Here is a 20,278-nt window from a genome sequence, read left to right as displayed (position 1 = left end):
TTTCACACTAAAATCCGCATTGCCAGAAAATTGCTGGGCTAAACGGCTGATTAATTCAAGATAATGAGTTTCCACCCAGTTTTTAACAAAACGTTGGAGGCATATAACACCATATTGTTTTCACCCACAATATCAGCTTGCAATGGGCGTAACCAAGTGCTGAAATCCGTTGGTGAAACTTGATCTTGCAGTTGTGAAAGGCAATCCTGCCAAAGTGATGCGAGCGTGGTTTTCATTGTTATTATGTCTAGTTTATTAGTTAAACGTTTGAATCGTCCGCAGAAAAGTGCGGTGAGAATTCGGCTAATTTACAATAAAGTTGAGAAAAGATCTTTATAAAAGGATCAAAAAAATCGAAAAAGGCTGCTTGAGATTTCTGCCAAAAAAAGTATAATTCACCCCGCTTTTATGCTTTCAAATAAGAAAAATGCAGATTATGTTGCGATTTTTCTTATTCTTATTTGACGAACGGCTCATTTGTGATTACAATTCCGTTCCTTATTTTAGTAACCCTTGTTTCAATTCGTTTTTGGCTATCTAAATGTCAAAGGCAATGGTTAAACAATGTTGATTTAGGTAGATTATAGTTATGAAACGTACATTTCAACCATCTGTATTAAAACGTAGCCGTACTCACGGTTTCCGTGCTCGTATGGCAACTAAAAACGGCCGTCAAGTTTTAGCTCGTCGTCGTGCTAAAGGTCGTAAAAGTTTATCCGCATAATCCAGCCCCTCGCTGTGATTAAGCTAAACTTTTCTAGGGAGTTACGTCTGCTAACTCCCGCTCAATTCAAATACGTTTTCCAAGATCCGCAACGTGCGAGTTCCCCCGAAATTACCATTCTAGCCCGTCCTAATCAGGAATCTGTTCCACGTTTAGGTTTAGCGGTAGCAAAAAAGCATTTAAAACGCGCCCACGATCGTAATCGCATTAAGCGTTTATGTCGTGAACGTTTTCGTTTGTTGCAACATCAATTGCCGCATTATGATTTTGTTATTGTAGTAAAACGAGGGATTGGGCGTTTAGACAATCAGCAAATATTCAATTCATTGGATAAATTATGGCAGCGCCACATTCGCTTGGCTCGAAAGTCTTAATTGCGCTTATTCGCTTTTATCAGCTCGTTATTAGTCCTTTAATTGGCCCACGTTGCCGATTCACGCCAACTTGTTCTTGCTACGGCATTGAAGCATTAAAAACGCACGGTGCGTTAAAAGGTGGTTGGCTTACGTTAAAACGTATATTAAAATGTCATCCTTTACACGCTGGTGGATACGATCCTGTTCCGCCGAAGATCAATAACAACAAAGAGAACAAATAATGGATTCAAGACGTAGCCTGTTAGTGCTAGCACTACTCTTTATTTCTTTTCTTGTTTATCAGCAATGGCAAGTGGATTACCATTCACCAAAGCCTGTTGCCACTGAACAAGCGCAAACTTCTAATTCTCAAGGCGAATTAACAGCAAATTCAGACCTTGCTAACCTTGCTCAAGGTAAAGTCATTACCTTAGAAAATGATGTATTCCGTTTAAAAGTAAATACATTAGGTGGGGACGTAGTGCGTTCTGAATTATTAAAATATGATGCAGAATTAGATTCCCATACACCATTTGTTTTATTGAACGATACACCAGAGCATATTTATATTGCACAAAGTGGTTTAGTTGGCAAAAACGGGATTGACACCAAAGCAGGGCGTGCCAATTATCAAGTTGATGGCGATCATTTCAAATTAGCTGACGGGCAAAATGAACTTGTTGTACCATTTGTTTTTGAAAAAGATGGCGTAACGTACCGCAAAATTTTCGTCTTAAAACGCGGCGAATATGATGTGGCAGTGAACTTTGAAATTGCCAACCAAAGTGGTCAAGCTATTGAAGTTGAGCCTTATGCAAAATTAACCCATACTTTGGTAGAAAGCTCAGGCAGTATGGCGATGCCAACTTATACTGGTGGCGCGTATTCTTCTTCTGAAACGAATTATAAAAAATACAGCTTCCAAGATATGGAAGAAAAAGATCTTTCTATCCAAACCAAAGCAGGTTGGGTAGCAGTATTGCAACATTATTTCGTGTCTGCGTGGATTCCAAATCAAGACAGCACACATCTTTTATATACTTCTACGGACAAAGCACGTAATTTAGGGGCAATTGGTTATCGTGGGCCAGTGGTGGATATTCCAGCAGGTGCAACACAAAGCATCACCAGCAAATTATGGACCGGGCCGAAATTACAAAATCAAATGGCAGAAGTGGCAAACCACTTAGATTTAACCGTGGATTACGGTTGGGCGTGGTTTATTGCGAAACCGTTATTCTGGCTACTTACCCACATTCACGATTTAGTGAAAAACTGGGGTCTTGCGATTATTGGTGTAACCTTAGTGGTGAAAGGTTGTTTATACCCATTAACCAAAGCACAATATACCTCAATGGCGAAAATGCGTATGCTACAACCGAAAATCCAAGAAATGCGTGAGCGTTATGGTGAAGATCGTCAGCGTATGAGCCAAGAAATGATGAAATTGTACAAAGAAGAAAAAGTGAACCCACTGGGGGGCTGTTTACCAATTCTTTTACAAATGCCAATTTTCATCGCCTTATACTGGACATTTATGGAAGCCGTTGAACTACGCCACGCGCCATTCTTCGGTTGGATTCAAGATTTATCGGCACAAGATCCGTATTTCATCTTGCCAATTTTAATGGGCGGATCAATGTTCTTATTACAAAAAATGTCACCAACACCTGTTGCTGATCCAATGCAACAAAAAATTATGACATTTATGCCGTTGATCTTTATGGTATTCTTCCTATTCTTCCCAGCAGGTTTGGTACTCTACTGGTTAGTTTCCAACCTTATCACCATTGCTCAACAACAATGGATTTACCGTGGGTTAGAGAAAAAAGGATTACACTCTCGTAAAAAATAACGAGATAAAAGAATAAAAGGTATCTCAGGATACCTTTTATTTTATGCTTTTTGGCTATACCTACCGCGGAGCAAACTCGCCATAACCTACCCTCAAGGAGCGATGATGACATACAACCTTAACCAAAAAATCTTCGCCGCCGTTGTAAATAGCGAAAGTGGGGAAGTGAGTAACCAAACGCGTTTTCATTATTTTCAACAAGGCACGATGATTTGGGCTGAGTACGCAAGCGGTGAAATTAAAAAAGGTTTTCTAATTGGCAAATTTATTTCTGATGATGAAATTAGCTTTACTTATCAACACCTTAATCAGCAATTAGAAAATCGTCTAGGAAAATGTGTCAGTAAAATTTCCTCGCTACCTTCAGGCAAATTGCGTTTAAATGAACAGTGGCAATGGCTAGACGGCGAGCAAGAAACGGGCGAATCAGTCATTGAAGAAATTTAAAACCTCTTGCGAAAGGTTTAAAATCAACTTAACAAAATCTAAGCATTTTAAAGTGCGGTGTTTTTAGGAAACATTTTTATGACAAAAGAAACCATTGTCGCCCAAGCCACGCCGATCGGACGTGGGGGCGTGGGGATTTTAGGGTGTCAGGGCCTTTAGCCAATCAAGTGGCTGAAGAGGTGCTAGGCAAGCCTCTCAAACCGCGTTTGGCAAATTATTTGCCTTTCAAAGATAGCGATGGCACGGTGTTAGATCAGGGGATCGCCTTATTCTTCAAAGCCCCAAATTCTTTCACTGGTGAAGATGTATTAGAGCTACAAGGCCACGGCGGACAGATTATTTTAGATCTCTTACTCAAACGCATTTTGCAAGTGAAAGGCGTTCGCTTAGCACGTCCAGGGGAATTTTCCGAGCAGGCATTTTTGAACGACAAACTCGATCTTGCACAAGCAGAGGCGATCGCCGATCTCATTGACGCGACCTCTGAGCAAGCGGCACGTTCTGCATTGAAATCCTTACAAGGGGAATTTTCTAATAAAATCAATCAGCTTGTCGATGATGTCATTTATCTACGCACCTATGTAGAAGCGGCGATTGATTTCCCTGATGAAGAAATTGATTTCTTGGCGGACGGAAAAATTGAAGCCAAATTGCGTGAAATTATTGCTCAACTTGCTGCCGTACGAGCAGAAGCCAAGCAAGGGGCGATTTTGCGTGAAGGAATGAAAGTGGTGATCGCAGGGCGACCAAATGCAGGAAAATCTAGCCTACTCAATGCTCTCGCAGGACGCGAAGCGGCGATTGTAACTGATATTGCAGGCACAACTCGAGATGTGCTGCGTGAGCATATCCACATTGACGGAATGCCGTTGCATATTATTGATACCGCAGGTTTGCGTGATGCCACCGATGAAGTAGAGCGTATTGGGATTCGCCGTGCGTGGGACGAAATTGAGCAAGCAGATCGCATTATTCTGATGTTAGACAGCACCGATAGCGAAGAAAATCTCGCACAAGTGCGGTCAGAATTTGGCAAAATTGCCGAACAATATCCCTTTAACCATTGTGCGTAATAAAGCGGATTTAAGTGGTGAAGCGGAAACCATTAGCGAACAGAATGGACAAACCACCATCAGTCTTTCTGCCAAAACACAAGTTGGTGTGGACTTACTGCGTGAGCATCTGAAACAATCAATGGGTTATAACACCAGTGCAGAAGGGGGATTCCTTGCACGCCGCCGCCATTTGGAAGCCTTAGAACAAGCGGATACCCACTTACAAGCAGGACTTATTCAGCTCACAGAATTTTACGCAGGTGAACTGCTCGCCGAAGAATTGCGAATGGTGCAAAATCACCTGAGCGAAATTACCGGACAATTTACCTCTGATGATCTGCTCGGCAATATTTTTAGTTCGTTTTGTATTGGGAAATAAATCAGTAGAAAATAAAAGTGCGGTGTCATTTTATTGATTTTTTATGATGAGATTGACATTGCAAAATAAACATTAACGCGACAAGCTCGCATTTATTCTTACTAGCCACCGCGTGGCTGAGATAAACAAACGCCATACGGTGTGTATGGTGTGATGATTAAAAAAGGTCGTAACGGAATAGATTAATGCAATTAATTCAAGGGTTAAAACAACTGCCCGCTATTTTTCAGCAACAAGGCTGTGCCTTAACCATTGGGAATTTTGATGGCGTGCATTTAGGGCATCAAGCGGTGTTGCGTCATTTGCGTGAAAAAGCAAGTGCGCTTTCTTTGCCCATGGTTGTGATGCTTTTTGAACCCCAGCCGAGCGAATATTTTATGGGCGACAACGCACCGCCGCGCTTAATGCGGCTGCGCGATAAATTAAGTGCGTTGGCAGATTTGGGCGTGGATTATGTTATTCGCATCAAATTTGACCGCACTTTTGCTCAGCTTTCTGCGCAACAATTTATTGAACAATGCTTGGTGCAGAAACTCAATGTGAAATTCTTAAGCATTGGCGATGATTTCCGTTTTGGCGCAGGGCGTACAGGGGATTTTGCGCTATTACAACAAGCGGGGAAGAAATACGGTTTTGCGGTGGAAGATAATTGTAGTTTTCGTTTAAATGAACAACGCATTAGCAGCACAGCGATCCGTCAAGCCTTAGCTGATGATAATTTAGCCCTTGCCGAGCAGCTTTTAGGCAAGCCTTATTGCATTTATGGGCGCGTGGTGCAAGGCAATAAATTAGGGCGAACCATCGGTTTTCCAACGGCAAATATTCGTCTGCAACGCCAAGTGAACCCTGTGAAAGGCGTGTATGCCGTGCGAGCCAAATTGCCTGATGGCACGGAATATGAGGGTGTAGCAAATATTGGTCGCCGCCCGACCATTAATGGTGTGAAGCAATTACTTGAAGTTCATCTGTTTGATTTTAAACAAGATATTTATGGGCAACCCTTGCAAGTGGAACTCTGTGATAAAATCCGTGATGAGGTGAAATTCCCTTCTTTTGATGCGTTAAAAGAGCAAATTGCCAAAGATGTGGAAGTGGCAAAGGATTATTTTAGCCAAGCCAAAAGAACGAGCTCAATGGCTTAAAGTGCGGTAAAAAAGTTTCCAAAAAAAAGCACCGCACTAATCAGGGATTGAATAACAATTCCCAGCCCCCATTCTTTAACATTTGGCTATTTATGCGTATAATGCCAAGGTTATTGTGCATTCAATGCAAGATTTTATTTTTATACAACGTGGAAAAAACAAATGTCGAATGAAAATGTAGATTACAAAAACACGCTTAACCTGCCTGCGACAGGGTTTCCAATGCGTGGCGATCTGGCGAAACGCGAGCCAGTAATGCTTAAAAATTGGTATGAGAAAAAACTTTACGACAAAATCAGACAAGCAGCACAGGGGAAAAAATCCTTTATTCTGCACGATGGCCCTCCTTACGCCAACGGCTCAATTCACATTGGACACGCTGTAAATAAAATTTTAAAAGACATTATTATTAAATCTAAAACCGCAGCGGGCTTTGACAGCCCTTATATCCCGGGCTGGGACTGCCACGGTTTGCCGATTGAATTGAAAGTAGAAGGCTTAGTGGGAAAACCAGGGGACAAAATTTCTGCGGCACAATTCCGCGAAGAATGTCGTAACTATGCACGCGAGCAAGTGGAAGGGCAAAAGAAAGATTTTATCCGCTTGGGCGTGTTAGGGGATTGGGATAATCCTTATTTAACAATGAATTATGACACCGAAGCGAATATCATTCGCACCCTTGCCAAAGTGGTGGAAAACAACCATTTATACAAAGGCTATAAGCCCGTGCATTGGTGCTTGGATTGTGCTTCTTCGCTGTCTGAAGCGGAAGTGGAATACGAAGACAAAACCTCGCCGTCAATCTATGTGGCATTCCCTGCCGTTGATGAAAGTGCGGTGTTAAATCAATTCAATTTAACAGAAACGGGTAGTGGTGAAATTTTCGCTGTAATTTGGACAACCACCCCTTGGACGTTGCCATCAAACCGTGCGATTGCGGTGAATGCGGATTTAGATTACCAACTGCTGCAATTTGGCGATAAACGCTTGATCTTAGCTAAAGAATTGGTGGAAAGCGTGCAAAAAGCCCTTGGTGAAGAAAATGTGAAAGTGCTAGGTTCAGCCAAAGGGGCGGATTTAGAATTGCTCCGCTTTAACCACCCATTCTATGAGTATAGCGTGCCTGTAATTTTGGGTGATCACGTTACCACTGACGGCGGTACGGGCTTAGTGCATACCGCTCCCGATCACGGTCAGGACGACTATATTGTCGGACAAAAATACGGCTTAGAAATGGCGAATTTAATTACTGACGCAGGTGTCTTTAATGACAACACACCATTCTTCGCGGGCAAAAAAGTCTTTGAAAGTAACGACTTAGTGATTGAAAAAACTCATTGAAAAAAGGCAATCTGTTAAAAGTACAAAAAATTCGCCACAGCTACCCGCATTGCTGGCGACACAAAACACCAATTATTTTCCGTGCCACACCACAATGGTTTATCGGAATGGAAACCAACGGTTTACGCAAACAGGCGTTAGAGGAAATCAAAAAAGTGCGTTGGATCCCAGATTGGGGTCAAGCACGCATTGAAAAAATGGTAGAAAACCGTCCAGACTGGTGTATTTCCCGTCAGCGTACTTGGAATGTGCCGATCGCCCTGTTTATTCATAAAGACACGGAAGAGCTACACCCGCGTTCGTTGGAGTTAATCGAAGAAGTGGCAAAACGCGTAGAGCAAGCGGGCATTCAAGCGTGGTGGGATCTCGATCCTGCGGAATTGCTTGGCGAAGAAGCGAAAGATTACAAAAAAGTACCAGACACCCTTGATGTGTGGTTCGATTCAGGATCAACCTATAATTCTGTCGTAAAAGTTCGCCCAGAGTTTAACGGCAAAGAGCCAGATATGTATTTGGAAGGCTCAGATCAACATCGCGGTTGGTTTATGTCGTCCTTAATGCTTTCCACCGCAACAGACAATAAAGCCCCGTATAAACAAGTACTTACGCACGGTTTTACGGTAGACGGACAAGGGCGTAAAATGTCAAAATCCATCGGCAACATTGTTACACCGCAAGAGGTAATGGACAAATTCGGCGGCGATATTTTACGTTTATGGGTGGCTTCCACCGATTACACAGGGGAAATGTCGGTTTCTGATGAAATCCTCAAACGTGCGGCAGACAGCTATCGCCGTATTCGTAACACGGCGCGTTTCCTTTTGGCGAACCTAAATGGCTTTGATCCAAAACGCGATTTAGTTAAACCAGAAGAGATGATCGTACTCGATCGTTGGGCGGTGGACTGTGCCTTGAATGCACAAAAAGAGATCCAAGAAGCTTATGATAATTATCAATTCCACGCGGTGGTTCAGCGTTTGATGAAATTCTGCTCGATCGAAATGGGATCGTTCTATTTAGATATTATCAAAGATCGCCAATACACCACCAAAGCGGACAGCCTCGCACGCCGTAGCTGTCAAACCGCGTTGTGGCATATTGCCGAAGCCCTCGTGCGTTGGATTGCCCCAATTTTATCCTTTACCGCTGATGAAATTTGGCAATATATCCCTGGTGAGCGTGCGGAATTTGTGTTTACCGAAGAGTTCTACAAGGGATTATTCCCATTGAACGCTGATGAAACAATGAGTGACGCTTACTGGCAACAAGTGTTAAAACTGCGAGATGAAGTTAATCGCGTATTAGAGCAAGCCCGTGCGGATAAAGTCATTGGTGCGGCATTGGAAGCGGAAGTTACCCTTTACGCAAACGAAGAATACGCGAAGATTTTATCTCAATTAGGCGATGAATTACGCTTTGTGCTGATTACCTCAAAAGCCGAAGTGAAACCACTTGCCGAAGCTGATGTTGAGGATGGTGAAGTGGACGGCTTTAAAGTGAAAGTGGTGCGTTCTGCCAACGAAAAATGTCCGCGTTGCTGGCATTATTCCGACACCATCGGACAAAACGCCGCCCACCCAACGCTTTGTTCTCGTTGTGTGGAAAACGTGGACGGCGAGGGCGAAGTCAGACATTTCGCGTAAAAAACGTCAAAAAATCCGACCGCACTTTGTCTGCAAAATAACAAAGTGCGGTGCTTTTTTCGCACGCTTTTTGTTATAGCTATTTGTCGGGACGAACCTATGTGTTGTGTAGGGGCGAACCTATGTGTTCGCCCGTATTAATAAATAGCGAATTGTAGCGATAAAAACATTCGCTTGATAAAAACAGGATACCCAATGTTAAAAAAATCAGGACTTGCGTTCCTTTGGCTAAGTGCGGTGGTTTTTGGCATCGATTTATTGAGTAAATATGCCGTTGTGAGCCATTTTGCCCTGTATGACAGCGTGCAAATTTTGCCTATTTTTAACCTCACCTATGTCCGCAACTATGGGGCAGCCTTTAGCTTTTTAGCGGATCATTCAGGCTGGCAAAAAATGTTTTTTATTTTGCTTGCTATCGGCATTTCCGCAATGCTTTGCGTATTTTTAGCCCAAAATAAAGCAAGCCAACGCTTACAAAATAGTGCCTATGCTCTAATTATTGGTGGTGCGTTAGCCAATATGGCAGATCGGGCTTACCACGGCTTTGTAGTGGATTTTTTCGATTTTTATTGGCAACAATGGCATTATCCCGTGTTTAACGTGGCAGATATTGCCATTTGTATTGGGGCGGCATTGCTTGCCATTGACGCAATAAAAAATGGCGAGAAGAAAACGGAGAAAGCCAAGTGAAAATTATTTTAGCCAACCCCCGTGGTTTCTGTGCGGGCGTAGATCGTGCCATTAGCATTGTGGAATTAGCCTTAGAAATTCACGGTTCACCGATCTATGTTCGCCACGAAGTGGTGCATAATCGCTTTGTGGTCAATGGTTTGCGTGAGCGTGGTGCGGTGTTCGTAGAAGAATTAGACGAAGTGCCAGATGGGGCGATTGTGATCTTTTCCGCTCACGGCGTTTCCCAAGCGGTGCGTCAAGAAGCGAAAAAACGCGAGTTAAAAGTGTTTGATGCCACCTGCCCGCTGGTTACCAAAGTGCATATGCAAGTGGCTCGAGCCAGTCGCAAAGGCACAAAAGCCGTGTTAATCGGACACGAAGGACACCCCGAAGTGGAAGGCACAATGGGGCAATATGATAACGCGGAGGGCGGGATCTATTTGGTGGAAGATGTGGAAGACATCGCCAAACTGGCTTTGAGCAAAGAGGACGACATCACCTTTATGACGCAAACCACCCTGTCTATTGATGACACTAGCGAGGTGATCGCAGCGTTAAAAGCGAAATATCCAGCCATTCAGGGGCCGCGTAAAAATGATATTTGCTATGCCACCACCAACCGCCAGCAAGCGGTGCGGGAGCTGGCAGAGCAAGCGGATTTGGTGATCGTTGTGGGATCGAAAAATTCCTCAAACTCAAACCGCTTGGCAGAGCTTGCCACCCGAATGGGCGTTACCGCGAAATTGATCGATGATGCTAATGACATTGAAGAAGCTTGGCTGAACAATGTTTCTACGATTGGCATTACTGCAGGCGCTTCTGCCCCTGAAGTGCTGGTGCAATCGGTGGTGAACCGCCTCAAAGAACTAGGCGTAACCCAAGTGGAAGAGCTACAAGGCTGTGAAGAAAACACCGTGTTTGAAGTGCCGCGAGAGCTACGTATTAAGGAAGTGAATTAAAGGCTTCTGCGAGCGGTGCAATTTTTTCAAAAAAATGTGTTTGCTAATTTTGTGCTAATTTTAGCTTTTTATAATGCTCCCGTCGCTAAGGAAGCGAACAGCAACCTACGATGAATTTTAATGATTAACAAAGGAGTATAACAATGAAAAACTTACGCAAAACACTTTTAGCCACCGCCTTAATCGGTGCAGTAACCTTCGGGGCATTGGGAACGGCTTATGCGGACAGCTTGAAAGACACCGCGATTTTTGAGCAAGCCAGCATCACCGCACAACAAGCGATGGATCAGGCAAAATCCAAATTCGACGGCAAAGTGATCGAGGTGGAACTCAAGCACAAGAAAGACAATCTCTACTATGAAGTGAAATTGCTGAAAGACAGCGAAACGCAGGAATTTAAAATTGATGCCAAAACGGGGGACGTGTTGGGATCAAAATCTGAGCAAAAAGCGGAACACGCTGAAAAACGCCAGCGTTTGCAGCAAGAGGTGAAAATTTCACTCACCCAAGCAATGGACATCGCCCAACAGCAAACGGGCGGAAAAATCAAAGAGATTGAATTTAAGGTGAAAAAAGATCGCCCGCAGTATCAAGTTAAAATGATCGTGAATGGCAAAATCGAAAAACTTCGCCTCGATGCCAACACGGGCGAGCGTTTCTAACACCGAATGAGATTTGACTTCAGCAACCGCATTGATAAAGTGCGGTTGTTTTTTATTAGTTTTTTGGTTTTTTGGAGGCAAAGAGGCAAAATGCCAAAATGCGAATTTTATTAGTGGAAGATGACAAAATGATCGCACAGGCAATGGCGGACAGCCTCAAAGAAAGCCATTATGCGGTGGATTGGGTGAACAACGGAAACACTGCCGAGCAGGCATTAATCACGCAAACCTATGATCTCGTCTTGTTAGATCTCGGGTTACCGGGGCAAGATGGCTTGCAGTTATTGCAACGCTTACGCCAACAGAAAAACACCACGCCCGTGTTAATCGTTACCGCCCGCGATGACATAGACAGCCGTTTAGCGGGGCTGGACGGTGGGGCAGATGATTATTTAATCAAACCCTTTGATATGAACGAGTTACAAGCCCGCATTCGTGCCATTTTACGCCGCCATTACGGACAAAGCTCGCCGAAAGTAATCAATGGTGATATGAGCCTTGACCCCACCACCCACCAAGTGGAAGTGAACGGCGAAGCCATTCCGCTGACCAACAAAGAATTTGCCTTGCTCCAAGTGCTAATGACGCGGGCGGGGATTATCCATTCCAGAGCGGAGCTAGAAGACAAAATTTATGCGTGGGGCGAAGAAGTGGAGAGCAATGCCATTGATTTTCTTATTCACAGCTTGCGGAAAAAACTCGGTAAAGAGCGAATAAAAAATGTACGAGGCGTGGGCTGGCTAATGGCGAAAACGGAGGCGGTATAATGCGTTCCATAAAAGCAAGGCTCAGTTTCAGCTTGATTTTGACCGTTGTCATTGTTGCGATTTTAGGCAGTGGCTGGGCATTTTACGACACCTATTACCAAACCCACAAACTGCAAGATGAAATGCTCAAAACAAATTTCGAGCTATATTTCACCGCACTTTGCACACGAAGAAAAATACAATGAAAACGGCATCGCGGTTTACTTTATTGCAAAGGATAAACCTACGGATCAGCTCAAATTGCCTGAAAATCCACAAAATGATTTTTACACCTTCGCACGAAAAAAAGGGCATTATGCGGTATTGAATAACAAAAAAATTCCTTTCATTATGACCTAAAAAACGCGGGCGAATTGTATCGCGGCTATCTTCGCACCGTGCCTCAAGGCGTTATCGTGGTGCTACAAGAAAATGAATACCGCGAAGATTTAGCCATTCACGCCGCACTGGCGAATTTTCTCCCCTTTATGCTGATTTTGCCCCTTATCGCCGTGCTGATTTATGTGATCACCCGCCAAACAATGCAACCCATCGAACGGCTTTCGCAAAAAGTGCTACAACGTTCTCAGCAAGATCTCACCCCCTTGCCGACAAACCATTTGCCCAATGAAATTACGGGCTTCGTGTTGGCGATCAACCAATTTTTAGCACGCACGGATCGTTTCATTCAACAGCAAAAACGCTTTATCGCCGATGCCTCGCACGAATTGCGTAGCCCAATGACCGTGATTTCCTTACAGGCGGAACGCCTCGCCCAGCACCCGTTACCGACGGAAACCGCTCAGCAAGTGGCACAGCTCAATCAAAGCATTCAACGCAGCCGCCATCTTTTGGAGCAATTACTTTCCTTAGCACGAATGCAAAACGGCGAAAAAACGAGCCGCACTTTATGTGCCATTCAATCAGTATTTAGCCAAGTGATCGCCGATTTATACCCCCTCGCCGAACAAAAACAACAAGATTTAGGCGTGGAATCGCCTCAACCAATTTTCTTTCAAGGCAACGAAACGGAACTTTATCTTTTAATCAAAACCCTTGTAGATAACGCCATTCGCTACACGCCAACGGGCAGCCGCATTGACCTTTGGGCGGAAGATACGGCAGAGCATTTAATTTTGAATGTGGAAGATAACGGCAACGGCATTCCTACAGCGGAACGCCAACGCGTGTTCGACCCGTTCTATCGCATACTTGGCTCAGACCAAATGGGATCAGGATTAGGGCTTGCCATCGCCCAGCAAATCGTCCAAAACTACGGCGGAAAAATTGAGCTACGCGACAGCCGCCACTTCCCAACGGGGCTATGGGTGCGAGTGAGCTTAGCGAAGTAACACTGTAAAAAAGTGAAAGAAGTTTAGCGATATACTAATTCTGTGCTAATTTTTCTTTTGTATGATGAGGGCAATGAAAAACGTATCGCGAAAGGCATTTCACGTTCAACCGCATTAAGCCGAAAACGTACAAAAAGTACGGCAAGGCGAACTGCGTATGAAATGAAAACCAGCCCGCGAGCTTTTAACCCCTAACATTTTAAAGAGGACAAATTTATGTTGCACAATTTCATCACCTTTTTACAAAACTTTTTATTAGCCGCTATTGACTTTGCCGTAATGGGCAGCCTCGTCTTATTCACCCTATTCGCCTTTTGTATCAGCTCCTTAGGCTTCGTATTCGCCACCCTACTTGCACGCGGAAAAGACGACAATATTATTGATGTAACCGCCGAGCGAGTTTGGTTTGAAGAGAAATAAATACGTATAAAAACCTCACTAATATCGTGAGGTTTTTTTCAAAAATAGTCCTTTACTGCTGAGTTTTAAATCAAAAATCTACCGTCTTAATTCTGTTAGTGCGGTTGCTAGATATCGTTCTAACAAATCTCCTTTTTGTAGCATACTAAAGATATTTTTAGATCTACATCACACTTCCTGACTTTGTATTTTGCTTTCTCTCTGATTTAGGCGTAAAAAAGAATCAAATAATTGACTAAAGGGAGATAGGTATGCCAAATATTGTATTAAATCGCATTGATGAACGCTTGATCCACGGTCAAGTTGGTGTGCAGTGGGTTGGTTTTGCTGGGGCAAATTTAGTGCTAGTTGCCAATGATGAAGTGGCAGAAGATCCAATGCAACAAAATTTGATGGAAATGGTGCTTGCTGAGGGCATTGATGTGCGTTTTTGGCCTTTGCAAAAGGTGATTGACAATATCCATCGTGCGGCGGATCGACAAAAAATCTTGCTTGTGTGCAAAACACCGAGTGATTTTTTAACCTTGGTGCAAGGAGGCGTGCCAATTGACAAAATTAACGTAGGCAATATGCATTATGAGGAGGGTAAAACACAGATCCATAAAACCGTATCCGTAAATGATAAAGACAGAGCGGCATTTGAACAGCTACGCCAGCTTGGTGTGCAGTGCTTTATTCAAGGTGTGCCAACCGAAGATGCAATAGATTTGTTTAAATTATTGTAAGAAAGAAGCGAGGAAACTATGGAAATTGGACTTTTACAGGCACTCTTATTGGGTGTACTTGCATTCTTTGCAGGTCTTGACCTCTATAATGGTTTAACGCATTTTCATAGACCAGTTGTATTAGGGCCTATTGTGGGAGCGATTTTAGGGGATTTACAAACAGGGATTTTAGTTGGCGGTACCCTTGAATTAGTCTGGATGGGGCTTGCGCCATTAGCAGGGGCGCAACCACCAAATGTGATTATCGGCACAATCGTGGGAACAGCATTTGCTATCACCACCAAAACCGATCCAAAAGTGGCCGTTGGGGTTGCTGTGCCATTTGCCATTGCAGTGCAAATGGGGATCACCTTCTTATTCTCCGTAATGTCAGCGGTTATGTCCCGTTGTGATCAAATGGCGGAAGAAGCCAATCTCAAAGGCATTGATTATGTGAACTATCTTGGTTTGTTAGTGCTGGGTACGTTCTATTTCTTCTGTGCGTTCTTGCCAACTTACTTTGGTGCGGAATATGCCGGTAAAATCATTGCAATGTTGCCAAAAGAAGTAATTGATGGCTTAGGCGTGGCAGGGGGCATTATGCCTGCTATCGGGTTTGCGGTATTAATGAAAATTATGATGAAAAATGCCTATATCCCTTATTTTATCCTAGGTTTTGTGGGTGCTGCTTGGCTTAATCTGCCAGTGTTAGCAATTGCTGCCGCAGCAGTGGCAATGGCATTGATTGATTATATGCGTAAAGGCAATACTGAAACAAAAGCAACGCAAAAAGAGGAGTTTCAAGATGGAATCTAAAGCACGTCAAAGCGTACAAAATGACAATGTGTACGAAGATCAAACAATGGGGACAGAACTCACTAAATCTGATATTAATACGATGGCGTGGCGTTCTTTATTACTACAAGCTTCTTTTAACTATGAGCGTATGCAAGCGGCAGGTTGGCTATATGGAATTAGCCCCGCATTGAGAAAAATTCACACCAACAAAGCGGATTTAAGCAAGGCAATGAAAGGGCATTTGGGCTTCTTCAATACCCACCCATTCCTTGTTACATTCGTAATGGGCATTGTGCTGGCAATGGAACGTTCCAAACAGGAAGTGAACGCCATTCAAAGCACAAAAATCGCCGTGGGTGCGCCATTAGGCGGCATTGGTGATGCCTTATTCTGGTTCACCTTATTGCCAATTTGTGGTGGTATTGGGGCAAGTTTAGCCTTACAAGGCTCAATCTTGGGGGCGATTTTCTTCTTTGTGGTATTTAATATTGTACATTTTGGTTTACGTTTTGGTTTAGCACACTATGCTTACAAAATGGGGGTAGCAGCTATCCCAACCATTAAGGCTAACACGAAAAAAGTATCACACGCCGCATCAATGATCGGTATGACCGTGATTGGTGCATTAGTTGCCACTTACATTCGTTTCCAAACCACCGCAGAAATCACTGCCGGTGATGCCGTGGTGAAAGTGCAAGCTGATGTGTTAGACAAGCTAATGCCAGCCTTTTTACCATTGGTGTACACCTTATTGATGTACTATTTAGTGAAACGCAACTGGTCGCCGTTACGCTTAATCATTCTCACCGTAGTGATTGGTATCGGCGGACGTTTTGCGGGTATCCTATAAATATTATTGGGATGAATGCCGAGTGTTTGCTCGGCATTTTTATCTATTTTGGATCAATAAGGAGAAAAAGATGACAACCTTGATCGTGAGCGGACACGGACATTTCGCCACAGGGCTACAAAGTGCGCTGGAGCAAATTATTGGGCAATATCCAAAGGTGGCTTTTTTTGATTTTGATGACAAACAAATCACACCAGAACAATTACGCCAAAATATCGAACAATATCTCAAGGCGGAACAGGAAAGTGCGGTGCTTTTTTGTTGCGATATTTTAGGTGGCACGCCATTTCGCCAATGTGCGATGATTGCACAACAGTTTGAGCGTGCAGAGGTGGTTGCTGGCACGAATTTACAAATGCTGATTGAAACCATTATGGCGAAAGATGAGCTTGAGTTTTTTGAGTTAGTCGCACAAGCTCTAGCCAGCGCCAATCAAGGTATCACCACACTTTCAGCACAACAAAAAACAAAAAGAAGCGCTCAGAAGATGATGGTATTTGAGGCTATTTCTCGTACCAAATTTTATTCACAAATAACGTCACTAAGCCAGATGGTGTATGGACTTTCACTTCATCATCTACTTCTTTCCCTATTAAGGCGCGCGCCACAGGGCTGTCAATGGAGATCCAATTTTTAGCGGGATCAAACTCATCACAGCCCACGATGCGGTATTGATTTTCCTCGCCATTTTCATTTTCAAGGCTTACCCAAGCACCAAAAAAGATCTTCCCTTCCTGTCTAGGGTGATAATCCACAATCTGCAACACTTCTAAACGTTTTGTCAAAAAGCGGACACGGCGATCAATTTCACGCAAACGGCGTTTACCATAAATATATTCCGCATTTTCACTGCGATCCCCTAATGCCGCCGCATCAGATACCGCTTGCGTAACCTTAGGACGTTCTTCCTTCCACAAAAATTTCAATTCTTGATCCAACGCATTCCAACCGCTACGCGTAATGTAATTTGATTTTGACATTGTGCTATACCTTTACTTTTAAATTTATAAAAACTATTCATCAAACGGATTGAATAATTTTATCCCCATACGTGAGAAATCTGCGGTGTTTCTTGTAACAAGAGTAAGACCATATTGAATAGCACTAGCAGCAATCCAAGCATCATTTTTGGGGCAGTGATTGGGAATATGTAATGTTGCACAGATCTGTGCTGTTTTAGCATCAAGATGAAGAATACGATTTGCAAAGCCTATTTTTATGGTGTTTTCAAACCATTGACGGAGTATTTTCCTTGCCAAGGATCTTTACGTTCTTTAGCTAAAATGCCACGTTCTAATTCCATCATTACGACAATATTCGTATAAATTTGCTGTTCATTAATTTCAGATAACCAACGAATGACTCCTTGGTTTGCTTTCCCACTTTTAATTTTACGAATTTCACTTAATACATTAGTATCAATAAAATACATTTTGTCCTCTAATCATCAAGTTCAATGGGAGCACGTTGCTTTGTTGAACGAGGTGGAATTTCTAATTCAATATCAGCTTCATCTTGTGGCATTAATGCCTCTAACGCATTACGAGGTGAAAGCGATCGTAACGTTTTCTGATAATCGGTATAGCTCATTAACACATAAGTTGGTTCACCTCGATTAGTTACAATAACAGGTGCGATTTGTGCCGCTTTTTGTGCCTGATTGAGATGTTGATTAAATTCTCGGCTGGTCATAATCGTCATTTTGAACTCCTTGTAGTGATGTTTCTACAATGTAGTGTAAAAAGAAAAAAATAACAAGAAAAAATTGTAGGTTAAATTTGTGGCAAAGAAACATTTGAGCAATGCCCACAAAACCAGTATCCTATGGCAATTTTTACTAATTGTTTTACTAATCAAAATAAAAGCCAATGCTAAATCAACAAATTTCACAGATTATTGCCGCAGAGCTTGCGGTACGCCCGCAGCAGATTTTAGCTGCCATTCAATTATTAGACGAAGGCAACACCATTCCTTTTATTGCACGTTATCGTAAAGAAGTCACGGGCGGTTTAGATGACACCCAATTACGCCATTTTGAAACCCGCCTGATCTATTTGCGTGAGTTAGAAGATCGCCGTCAAACCATTTTGAAATCCATTGAAGAACAGGGCAAATTGACGGAGGAATTACGCAACCAAATCCAACAAACCCAAAGCAAAACTGAGCTGGAAGATTTGTATTTGCCGTACAAACCGAAACGCCGTACCAAAGGGCAAATCGCCATTGAAGCAGGGCTTGAGCCGTTGGCGGAAAGCCTTTGGAATGATCCAAACCAAGATCCTGAAAGCGCAGCAAACGCTTATATTGACGCAGAAAAAGGCTTTGCCGATAGCAAAGCAGTGTTAGACGGCGCGCGTTATATTTTAATGGAACGCTTCGCGGAAGATGCACAATTATTGGCGAAAGTGCGTCAGTATCTACAACAAAGTGCGGTGTTAATTTCTAAAGTTTTAGACGGTAAAGAGCAGGAAGGGGAAAAATTCCAAGATTATTTTGATCACCAAGAGCTTTGGCATAATGTGCCTTCGCACCGTGCTTTAGCAATGTTCCGTGGACGTAATGAGGGCATTTTGCAGTTGAGCTTAAATGCCGACCCAGAACAGGAAGAAGGGGCGCGTCAGAGTTATTGTGAAGAAATTATTCGCCAACATTTGGGTGTGCATTTCAACCAACAGCCCGCGGACAAATGGCGTGAGCAGGTGATCAGCTGGACGTGGCGGATTAAGGTTTCGCTTCATTTGGAAACTGAATTAATGAGTCAGTTGCGTGAAAAAGCGGAAGAAGAAGCCATCAATGTTTTTGCGCGAAATCTTACCGCACTTTTAATGGCTGCCCCAGCTGGCGCAAAAAACACAATGGGGTTAGACCCCGGTTTGCGAACAGGCGTGAAAGTTGCCGTTGTGGATAATACAGGAAAATTATTGGCTACGGATACGATTTATCCACATACAGGACAAGCAGCAGCGGCGATGGCGAGCCTTTATCAATTAATCGAACGCCATAATGTGGAACTGATCGCTATTGGAAATGGCACAGCATCAAGAGAAACAGAACGCTTTGCCAAAGATGTATTAAAGCAAATCTCAGGACAAAAACCACAAACCGTGGTGGTGAGCGAAGCGGGGGCTTCTGTTTATTCTGCTTCCGAATTAGCCGCACAAGAATTTCCACAGCTTGATGTGTCTTTGCGTGGTGCGGTGTCGATCGCACGGCGTTTACAAGACCCGCTCGCGGAATTAGTGAAAATTGAGCCGAAAGCTATTGGTGTAGGGCAGTATCAGCACGATGTTAATCAAAGCCAATTAGCACGCAAATTGGACGCGGTGGTGGAAGATTGTGTAAACGCCGTGGGCGTGGATTTAAACACCGCCTCCGTGCCATTATTGGCTCGTGTGGCAGGAATGACAAAGACGTTGGCACAAAATATCGTGCAGTTCCGTGATGAAAACGGGCGTTTTGAAAACCGCGAACAGTTGAAAAAAGTGGCTCGCTTAGGGCCGAAAGCTTTTGAGCAATGTGCGGGCTTTATGCGTATCCCGCAAGGTAAAAATCCTCTTGATGCGTCAGGCGTTCACCCTGAAACCTACCCTGTGGTGGAAAAAATCTTGCAAGCCACGCAGCAATCTATCCAAGATTTAATGGGCAACGCCAGTGCCATTCGTCAGCTCGATGCAAAACAATTTATTGATGAACAGTTTGGTTTGCCAACGGTGCAGGATATTTTCAAAGAGCTAGAAAAACCGGGGCGCGATCCGCGTGGTGAATTTAAAACTGCCACCTTTATGGACGGCGTGGAAGAAATTAGCGATTTGAAAGCGGGAATGATCCTTGAAGGCACAGTTACCAACGTAACCAATTTTGGCGCGTTTGTGGATATTGGCGTGCATCAAGACGGGCTAGTGCATATTTCTTCCCTTTCCAATAAATTTGTGGAAGATCCGCACGAGGTGGTGAAAACAGGGGATATTGTGAAAGTCAAAGTGTTGGAAGTGGACGTAGCGCGCAAGCGGATCGCATTGACGATGCGTTTAGACGAACAGCCTGTGGATAAATCGCAAAATGGCGAAAAAAATCACCGCACTTTGGCGGCGAAAAATCAGCGTAACGCACAAGCGCAGCGTAAGCCACAAAATAACAGCGCAATGGGCAATGCCTTTGCCGATGCGTTGAAAA

Annotated in this window: 21 protein-coding genes and 4 pseudogenes; 21 read left to right on the top strand and 4 right to left on the bottom strand. The window is 43.5% G+C overall.

Features of this window, described 5'->3' with window-relative positions; translation table 11 throughout:
• Positions 1 to 50: 50 nt before the first annotated feature.
• Positions 51 to 236 carry a DnaA N-terminal domain-containing protein gene (locus C3Z13_RS12945; RefSeq protein ID WP_425427443.1) on the bottom strand — a complete coding sequence of 62 codons (186 nt, stop codon included), beginning with the start codon at positions 234 to 236 and terminating at the stop codon, positions 51 to 53.
• Positions 237 to 589: 353 nt separating this feature from the next.
• On the opposite strand from C3Z13_RS12945, the gene rpmH reads away from it, so the two are divergent.
• The 20 genes and pseudogenes from rpmH to agaF form a co-directional block, all read left to right on the top strand.
• Entirely contained in the window at positions 590 to 724 is a 135-nt protein-coding gene (gene rpmH / locus C3Z13_RS01600) for a 50S ribosomal protein L34 (protein ID WP_005539760.1), read from the top strand.
• 14 nt (positions 725 to 738) lie between these two features.
• Positions 739 to 1,098: a ribonuclease P protein component gene (gene rnpA / locus C3Z13_RS01595; RefSeq protein WP_103854797.1), complete on the top strand. Its 360-nt coding sequence runs from the start codon at positions 739 to 741 to the stop codon at positions 1,096 to 1,098.
• Positions 1,062 to 1,322 carry a membrane protein insertion efficiency factor YidD gene (gene yidD, locus C3Z13_RS01590; protein ID WP_103853847.1) on the top strand — a complete coding sequence of 87 codons (261 nt, stop codon included), beginning with the start codon at positions 1,062 to 1,064 and terminating at the stop codon, positions 1,320 to 1,322. Before rnpA ends, yidD begins: the two co-directional genes overlap by 37 nt.
• Positions 1,322 to 2,935 (top strand): membrane protein insertase YidC, encoded by a 1,614-nt coding sequence (gene yidC, locus C3Z13_RS01585; RefSeq protein ID WP_103854796.1) that lies wholly within the window; start codon positions 1,322 to 1,324, stop codon positions 2,933 to 2,935. The genes yidD and yidC overlap by 1 nt, the downstream gene beginning before the upstream one ends.
• 105 nt (positions 2,936 to 3,040) lie before the next feature.
• Positions 3,041 to 3,382: an avidin-fold protein gene (locus C3Z13_RS01580; RefSeq protein ID WP_103854795.1), complete on the top strand. Its 342-nt coding sequence runs from the start codon at positions 3,041 to 3,043 to the stop codon at positions 3,380 to 3,382.
• Positions 3,383 to 3,460: 78 nt separating this feature from the next.
• Positions 3,461 to 4,816, top strand: a pseudogene (mnmE, locus tag C3Z13_RS01575) (tRNA uridine-5-carboxymethylaminomethyl(34) synthesis GTPase MnmE).
• Between the two features lie 185 nt (positions 4,817 to 5,001).
• Positions 5,002 to 5,958, top strand: coding sequence for a bifunctional riboflavin kinase/FAD synthetase (gene ribF, locus C3Z13_RS01570; RefSeq protein WP_103854794.1), 957 nt, complete (start codon positions 5,002 to 5,004; stop codon positions 5,956 to 5,958).
• 162 nt (positions 5,959 to 6,120) lie between these two features.
• Positions 6,121 to 8,942 (top strand): annotated as a pseudogene (gene ileS / locus C3Z13_RS01565) (isoleucine--tRNA ligase).
• Positions 8,943 to 9,137: 195 nt separating this feature from the next.
• A complete protein-coding gene (gene lspA / locus C3Z13_RS01560) occupies positions 9,138 to 9,632 on the top strand; it encodes a signal peptidase II (RefSeq protein WP_103854793.1) in 495 nt (164 codons plus the stop codon).
• Entirely contained in the window at positions 9,629 to 10,573 is a 945-nt protein-coding gene (gene ispH, locus C3Z13_RS01555) for a 4-hydroxy-3-methylbut-2-enyl diphosphate reductase (protein WP_103854792.1), read from the top strand. The genes lspA and ispH overlap by 4 nt, the downstream gene beginning before the upstream one ends.
• Positions 10,574 to 10,716: 143 nt before the next feature.
• Positions 10,717 to 11,235 (top strand): PepSY domain-containing protein, encoded by a 519-nt coding sequence (locus C3Z13_RS01550; RefSeq protein ID WP_103854791.1) that lies wholly within the window; start codon positions 10,717 to 10,719, stop codon positions 11,233 to 11,235.
• A 98-nt stretch (positions 11,236 to 11,333) separates the two neighbouring features.
• Positions 11,334 to 12,002 (top strand): response regulator, encoded by a 669-nt coding sequence (locus C3Z13_RS01545; protein ID WP_103854790.1) that lies wholly within the window; start codon positions 11,334 to 11,336, stop codon positions 12,000 to 12,002.
• Positions 12,002 to 12,187: a hypothetical protein gene (locus C3Z13_RS12040; RefSeq protein ID WP_245872496.1), complete on the top strand. Its 186-nt coding sequence runs from the start codon at positions 12,002 to 12,004 to the stop codon at positions 12,185 to 12,187. Before C3Z13_RS01545 ends, C3Z13_RS12040 begins: the two co-directional genes overlap by 1 nt.
• A 168-nt stretch (positions 12,188 to 12,355) precedes the next feature.
• The gene (locus C3Z13_RS01540) at positions 12,356 to 13,333 is read left to right on the top strand and encodes an ATP-binding protein (RefSeq protein ID WP_245872495.1); all 978 of its coding nucleotides are present in this window, start codon (positions 12,356 to 12,358) and stop codon (positions 13,331 to 13,333) included.
• Between the two features lie 42 nt (positions 13,334 to 13,375).
• Entirely contained in the window at positions 13,376 to 13,528 is a 153-nt protein-coding gene (locus tag C3Z13_RS11605; RefSeq protein ID WP_156127751.1) for a hypothetical protein, read from the top strand.
• A 21-nt stretch (positions 13,529 to 13,549) separates the two neighbouring features.
• Entirely contained in the window at positions 13,550 to 13,753 is a 204-nt protein-coding gene (locus tag C3Z13_RS01535; RefSeq protein ID WP_103854789.1) for a hypothetical protein, read from the top strand.
• 251 nt (positions 13,754 to 14,004) lie between these two features.
• Positions 14,005 to 14,478, top strand: a complete 474-nt coding sequence (agaV, locus tag C3Z13_RS01530; protein ID WP_103854788.1) for a PTS N-acetylgalactosamine transporter subunit IIB — start codon at positions 14,005 to 14,007, stop codon at positions 14,476 to 14,478.
• An 18-nt stretch (positions 14,479 to 14,496) separates the two neighbouring features.
• Positions 14,497 to 15,273 carry a PTS N-acetylgalactosamine transporter subunit IIC gene (gene agaW / locus C3Z13_RS01525; RefSeq protein ID WP_103853840.1) on the top strand — a complete coding sequence of 259 codons (777 nt, stop codon included), beginning with the start codon at positions 14,497 to 14,499 and terminating at the stop codon, positions 15,271 to 15,273.
• Positions 15,263 to 16,105 carry a PTS N-acetylgalactosamine transporter subunit IID gene (agaE, locus tag C3Z13_RS01520; RefSeq protein WP_103854787.1) on the top strand — a complete coding sequence of 281 codons (843 nt, stop codon included), beginning with the start codon at positions 15,263 to 15,265 and terminating at the stop codon, positions 16,103 to 16,105. The genes agaW and agaE overlap by 11 nt, the downstream gene beginning before the upstream one ends.
• 70 nt (positions 16,106 to 16,175) lie before the next feature.
• Positions 16,176 to 16,580 (top strand): annotated as a pseudogene (agaF, locus tag C3Z13_RS12035) (PTS galactosamine/N-acetylgalactosamine transporter subunit IIA); the annotation flags it as partial.
• Positions 16,581 to 16,608: 28 nt separating this feature from the next.
• Here the strand turns inward: agaF and greB are convergent.
• From greB to C3Z13_RS01500, 3 genes and pseudogenes are all read right to left on the bottom strand, one after another.
• The gene (gene greB, locus C3Z13_RS01510) at positions 16,609 to 17,085 is read right to left on the bottom strand and encodes a transcription elongation factor GreB (protein ID WP_103854785.1); all 477 of its coding nucleotides are present in this window, start codon (positions 17,083 to 17,085) and stop codon (positions 16,609 to 16,611) included.
• A gap of 33 nt (positions 17,086 to 17,118) precedes the next feature.
• Positions 17,119 to 17,537 (bottom strand): annotated as a pseudogene (locus C3Z13_RS12780) (PIN domain-containing protein).
• A gap of 8 nt (positions 17,538 to 17,545) precedes the next feature.
• Positions 17,546 to 17,806, bottom strand: a complete 261-nt coding sequence (locus C3Z13_RS01500) for a type II toxin-antitoxin system Phd/YefM family antitoxin (protein WP_103854784.1) — start codon at positions 17,804 to 17,806, stop codon at positions 17,546 to 17,548.
• 167 nt (positions 17,807 to 17,973) lie between these two features.
• On the opposite strand from C3Z13_RS01500, the gene C3Z13_RS01495 reads away from it, so the two are divergent.
• A partial coding sequence (locus C3Z13_RS01495; RefSeq protein ID WP_103854783.1) for a Tex family protein occupies positions 17,974 to 20,278 on the top strand: 2,305 nt, incomplete at its 3' end.

Source organism: Avibacterium endocarditidis, from assembly GCF_002921145.1.
GTDB lineage: Bacteria > Pseudomonadota > Gammaproteobacteria > Enterobacterales > Pasteurellaceae > Avibacterium > Avibacterium endocarditidis.
This window is presented reverse-complemented; position numbering and strand designations above follow the sequence as displayed.

What these genes read in the sequence shown, in the direction of transcription:
- C3Z13_RS01545 (WP_103854790.1), top strand. Translation starts at nt 11,334, where the DNA reads ATGCGAATTTTATTAGTGGAAGATGACAAAATGATCGCACAGGCAATG.
- yidC (WP_103854796.1), top strand. Translation starts at nt 1,322, where the DNA reads ATGGATTCAAGACGTAGCCTGTTAGTGCTAGCACTACTCTTTATTTCT.
- agaE (WP_103854787.1), top strand. Translation starts at nt 15,263, where the DNA reads ATGGAATCTAAAGCACGTCAAAGCGTACAAAATGACAATGTGTACGAA.
- rpmH (WP_005539760.1), top strand. Translation starts at nt 590, where the DNA reads ATGAAACGTACATTTCAACCATCTGTATTAAAACGTAGCCGTACTCAC.
- C3Z13_RS01500 (WP_103854784.1), bottom strand. Translation starts at nt 17,806, where the DNA reads ATGACGATTATGACCAGCCGAGAATTTAATCAACATCTCAATCAGGCA.
- agaV (WP_103854788.1), top strand. Translation starts at nt 14,005, where the DNA reads ATGCCAAATATTGTATTAAATCGCATTGATGAACGCTTGATCCACGGT.
- lspA (WP_103854793.1), top strand. Translation starts at nt 9,138, where the DNA reads ATGTTAAAAAAATCAGGACTTGCGTTCCTTTGGCTAAGTGCGGTGGTT.
- greB (WP_103854785.1), bottom strand. Translation starts at nt 17,085, where the DNA reads ATGTCAAAATCAAATTACATTACGCGTAGCGGTTGGAATGCGTTGGAT.
- agaW (WP_103853840.1), top strand. Translation starts at nt 14,497, where the DNA reads ATGGAAATTGGACTTTTACAGGCACTCTTATTGGGTGTACTTGCATTC.
- yidD (WP_103853847.1), top strand. Translation starts at nt 1,062, where the DNA reads ATGGCAGCGCCACATTCGCTTGGCTCGAAAGTCTTAATTGCGCTTATT.
- C3Z13_RS01550 (WP_103854791.1), top strand. Translation starts at nt 10,717, where the DNA reads ATGAAAAACTTACGCAAAACACTTTTAGCCACCGCCTTAATCGGTGCA.
- C3Z13_RS12040 (WP_245872496.1), top strand. Translation starts at nt 12,002, where the DNA reads ATGCGTTCCATAAAAGCAAGGCTCAGTTTCAGCTTGATTTTGACCGTT.
- C3Z13_RS01580 (WP_103854795.1), top strand. Translation starts at nt 3,041, where the DNA reads ATGACATACAACCTTAACCAAAAAATCTTCGCCGCCGTTGTAAATAGC.
- C3Z13_RS01535 (WP_103854789.1), top strand. Translation starts at nt 13,550, where the DNA reads ATGTTGCACAATTTCATCACCTTTTTACAAAACTTTTTATTAGCCGCT.
- ribF (WP_103854794.1), top strand. Translation starts at nt 5,002, where the DNA reads ATGCAATTAATTCAAGGGTTAAAACAACTGCCCGCTATTTTTCAGCAA.
- C3Z13_RS12945 (WP_425427443.1), bottom strand. Translation starts at nt 236, where the DNA reads ATGAAAACCACGCTCGCATCACTTTGGCAGGATTGCCTTTCACAACTG.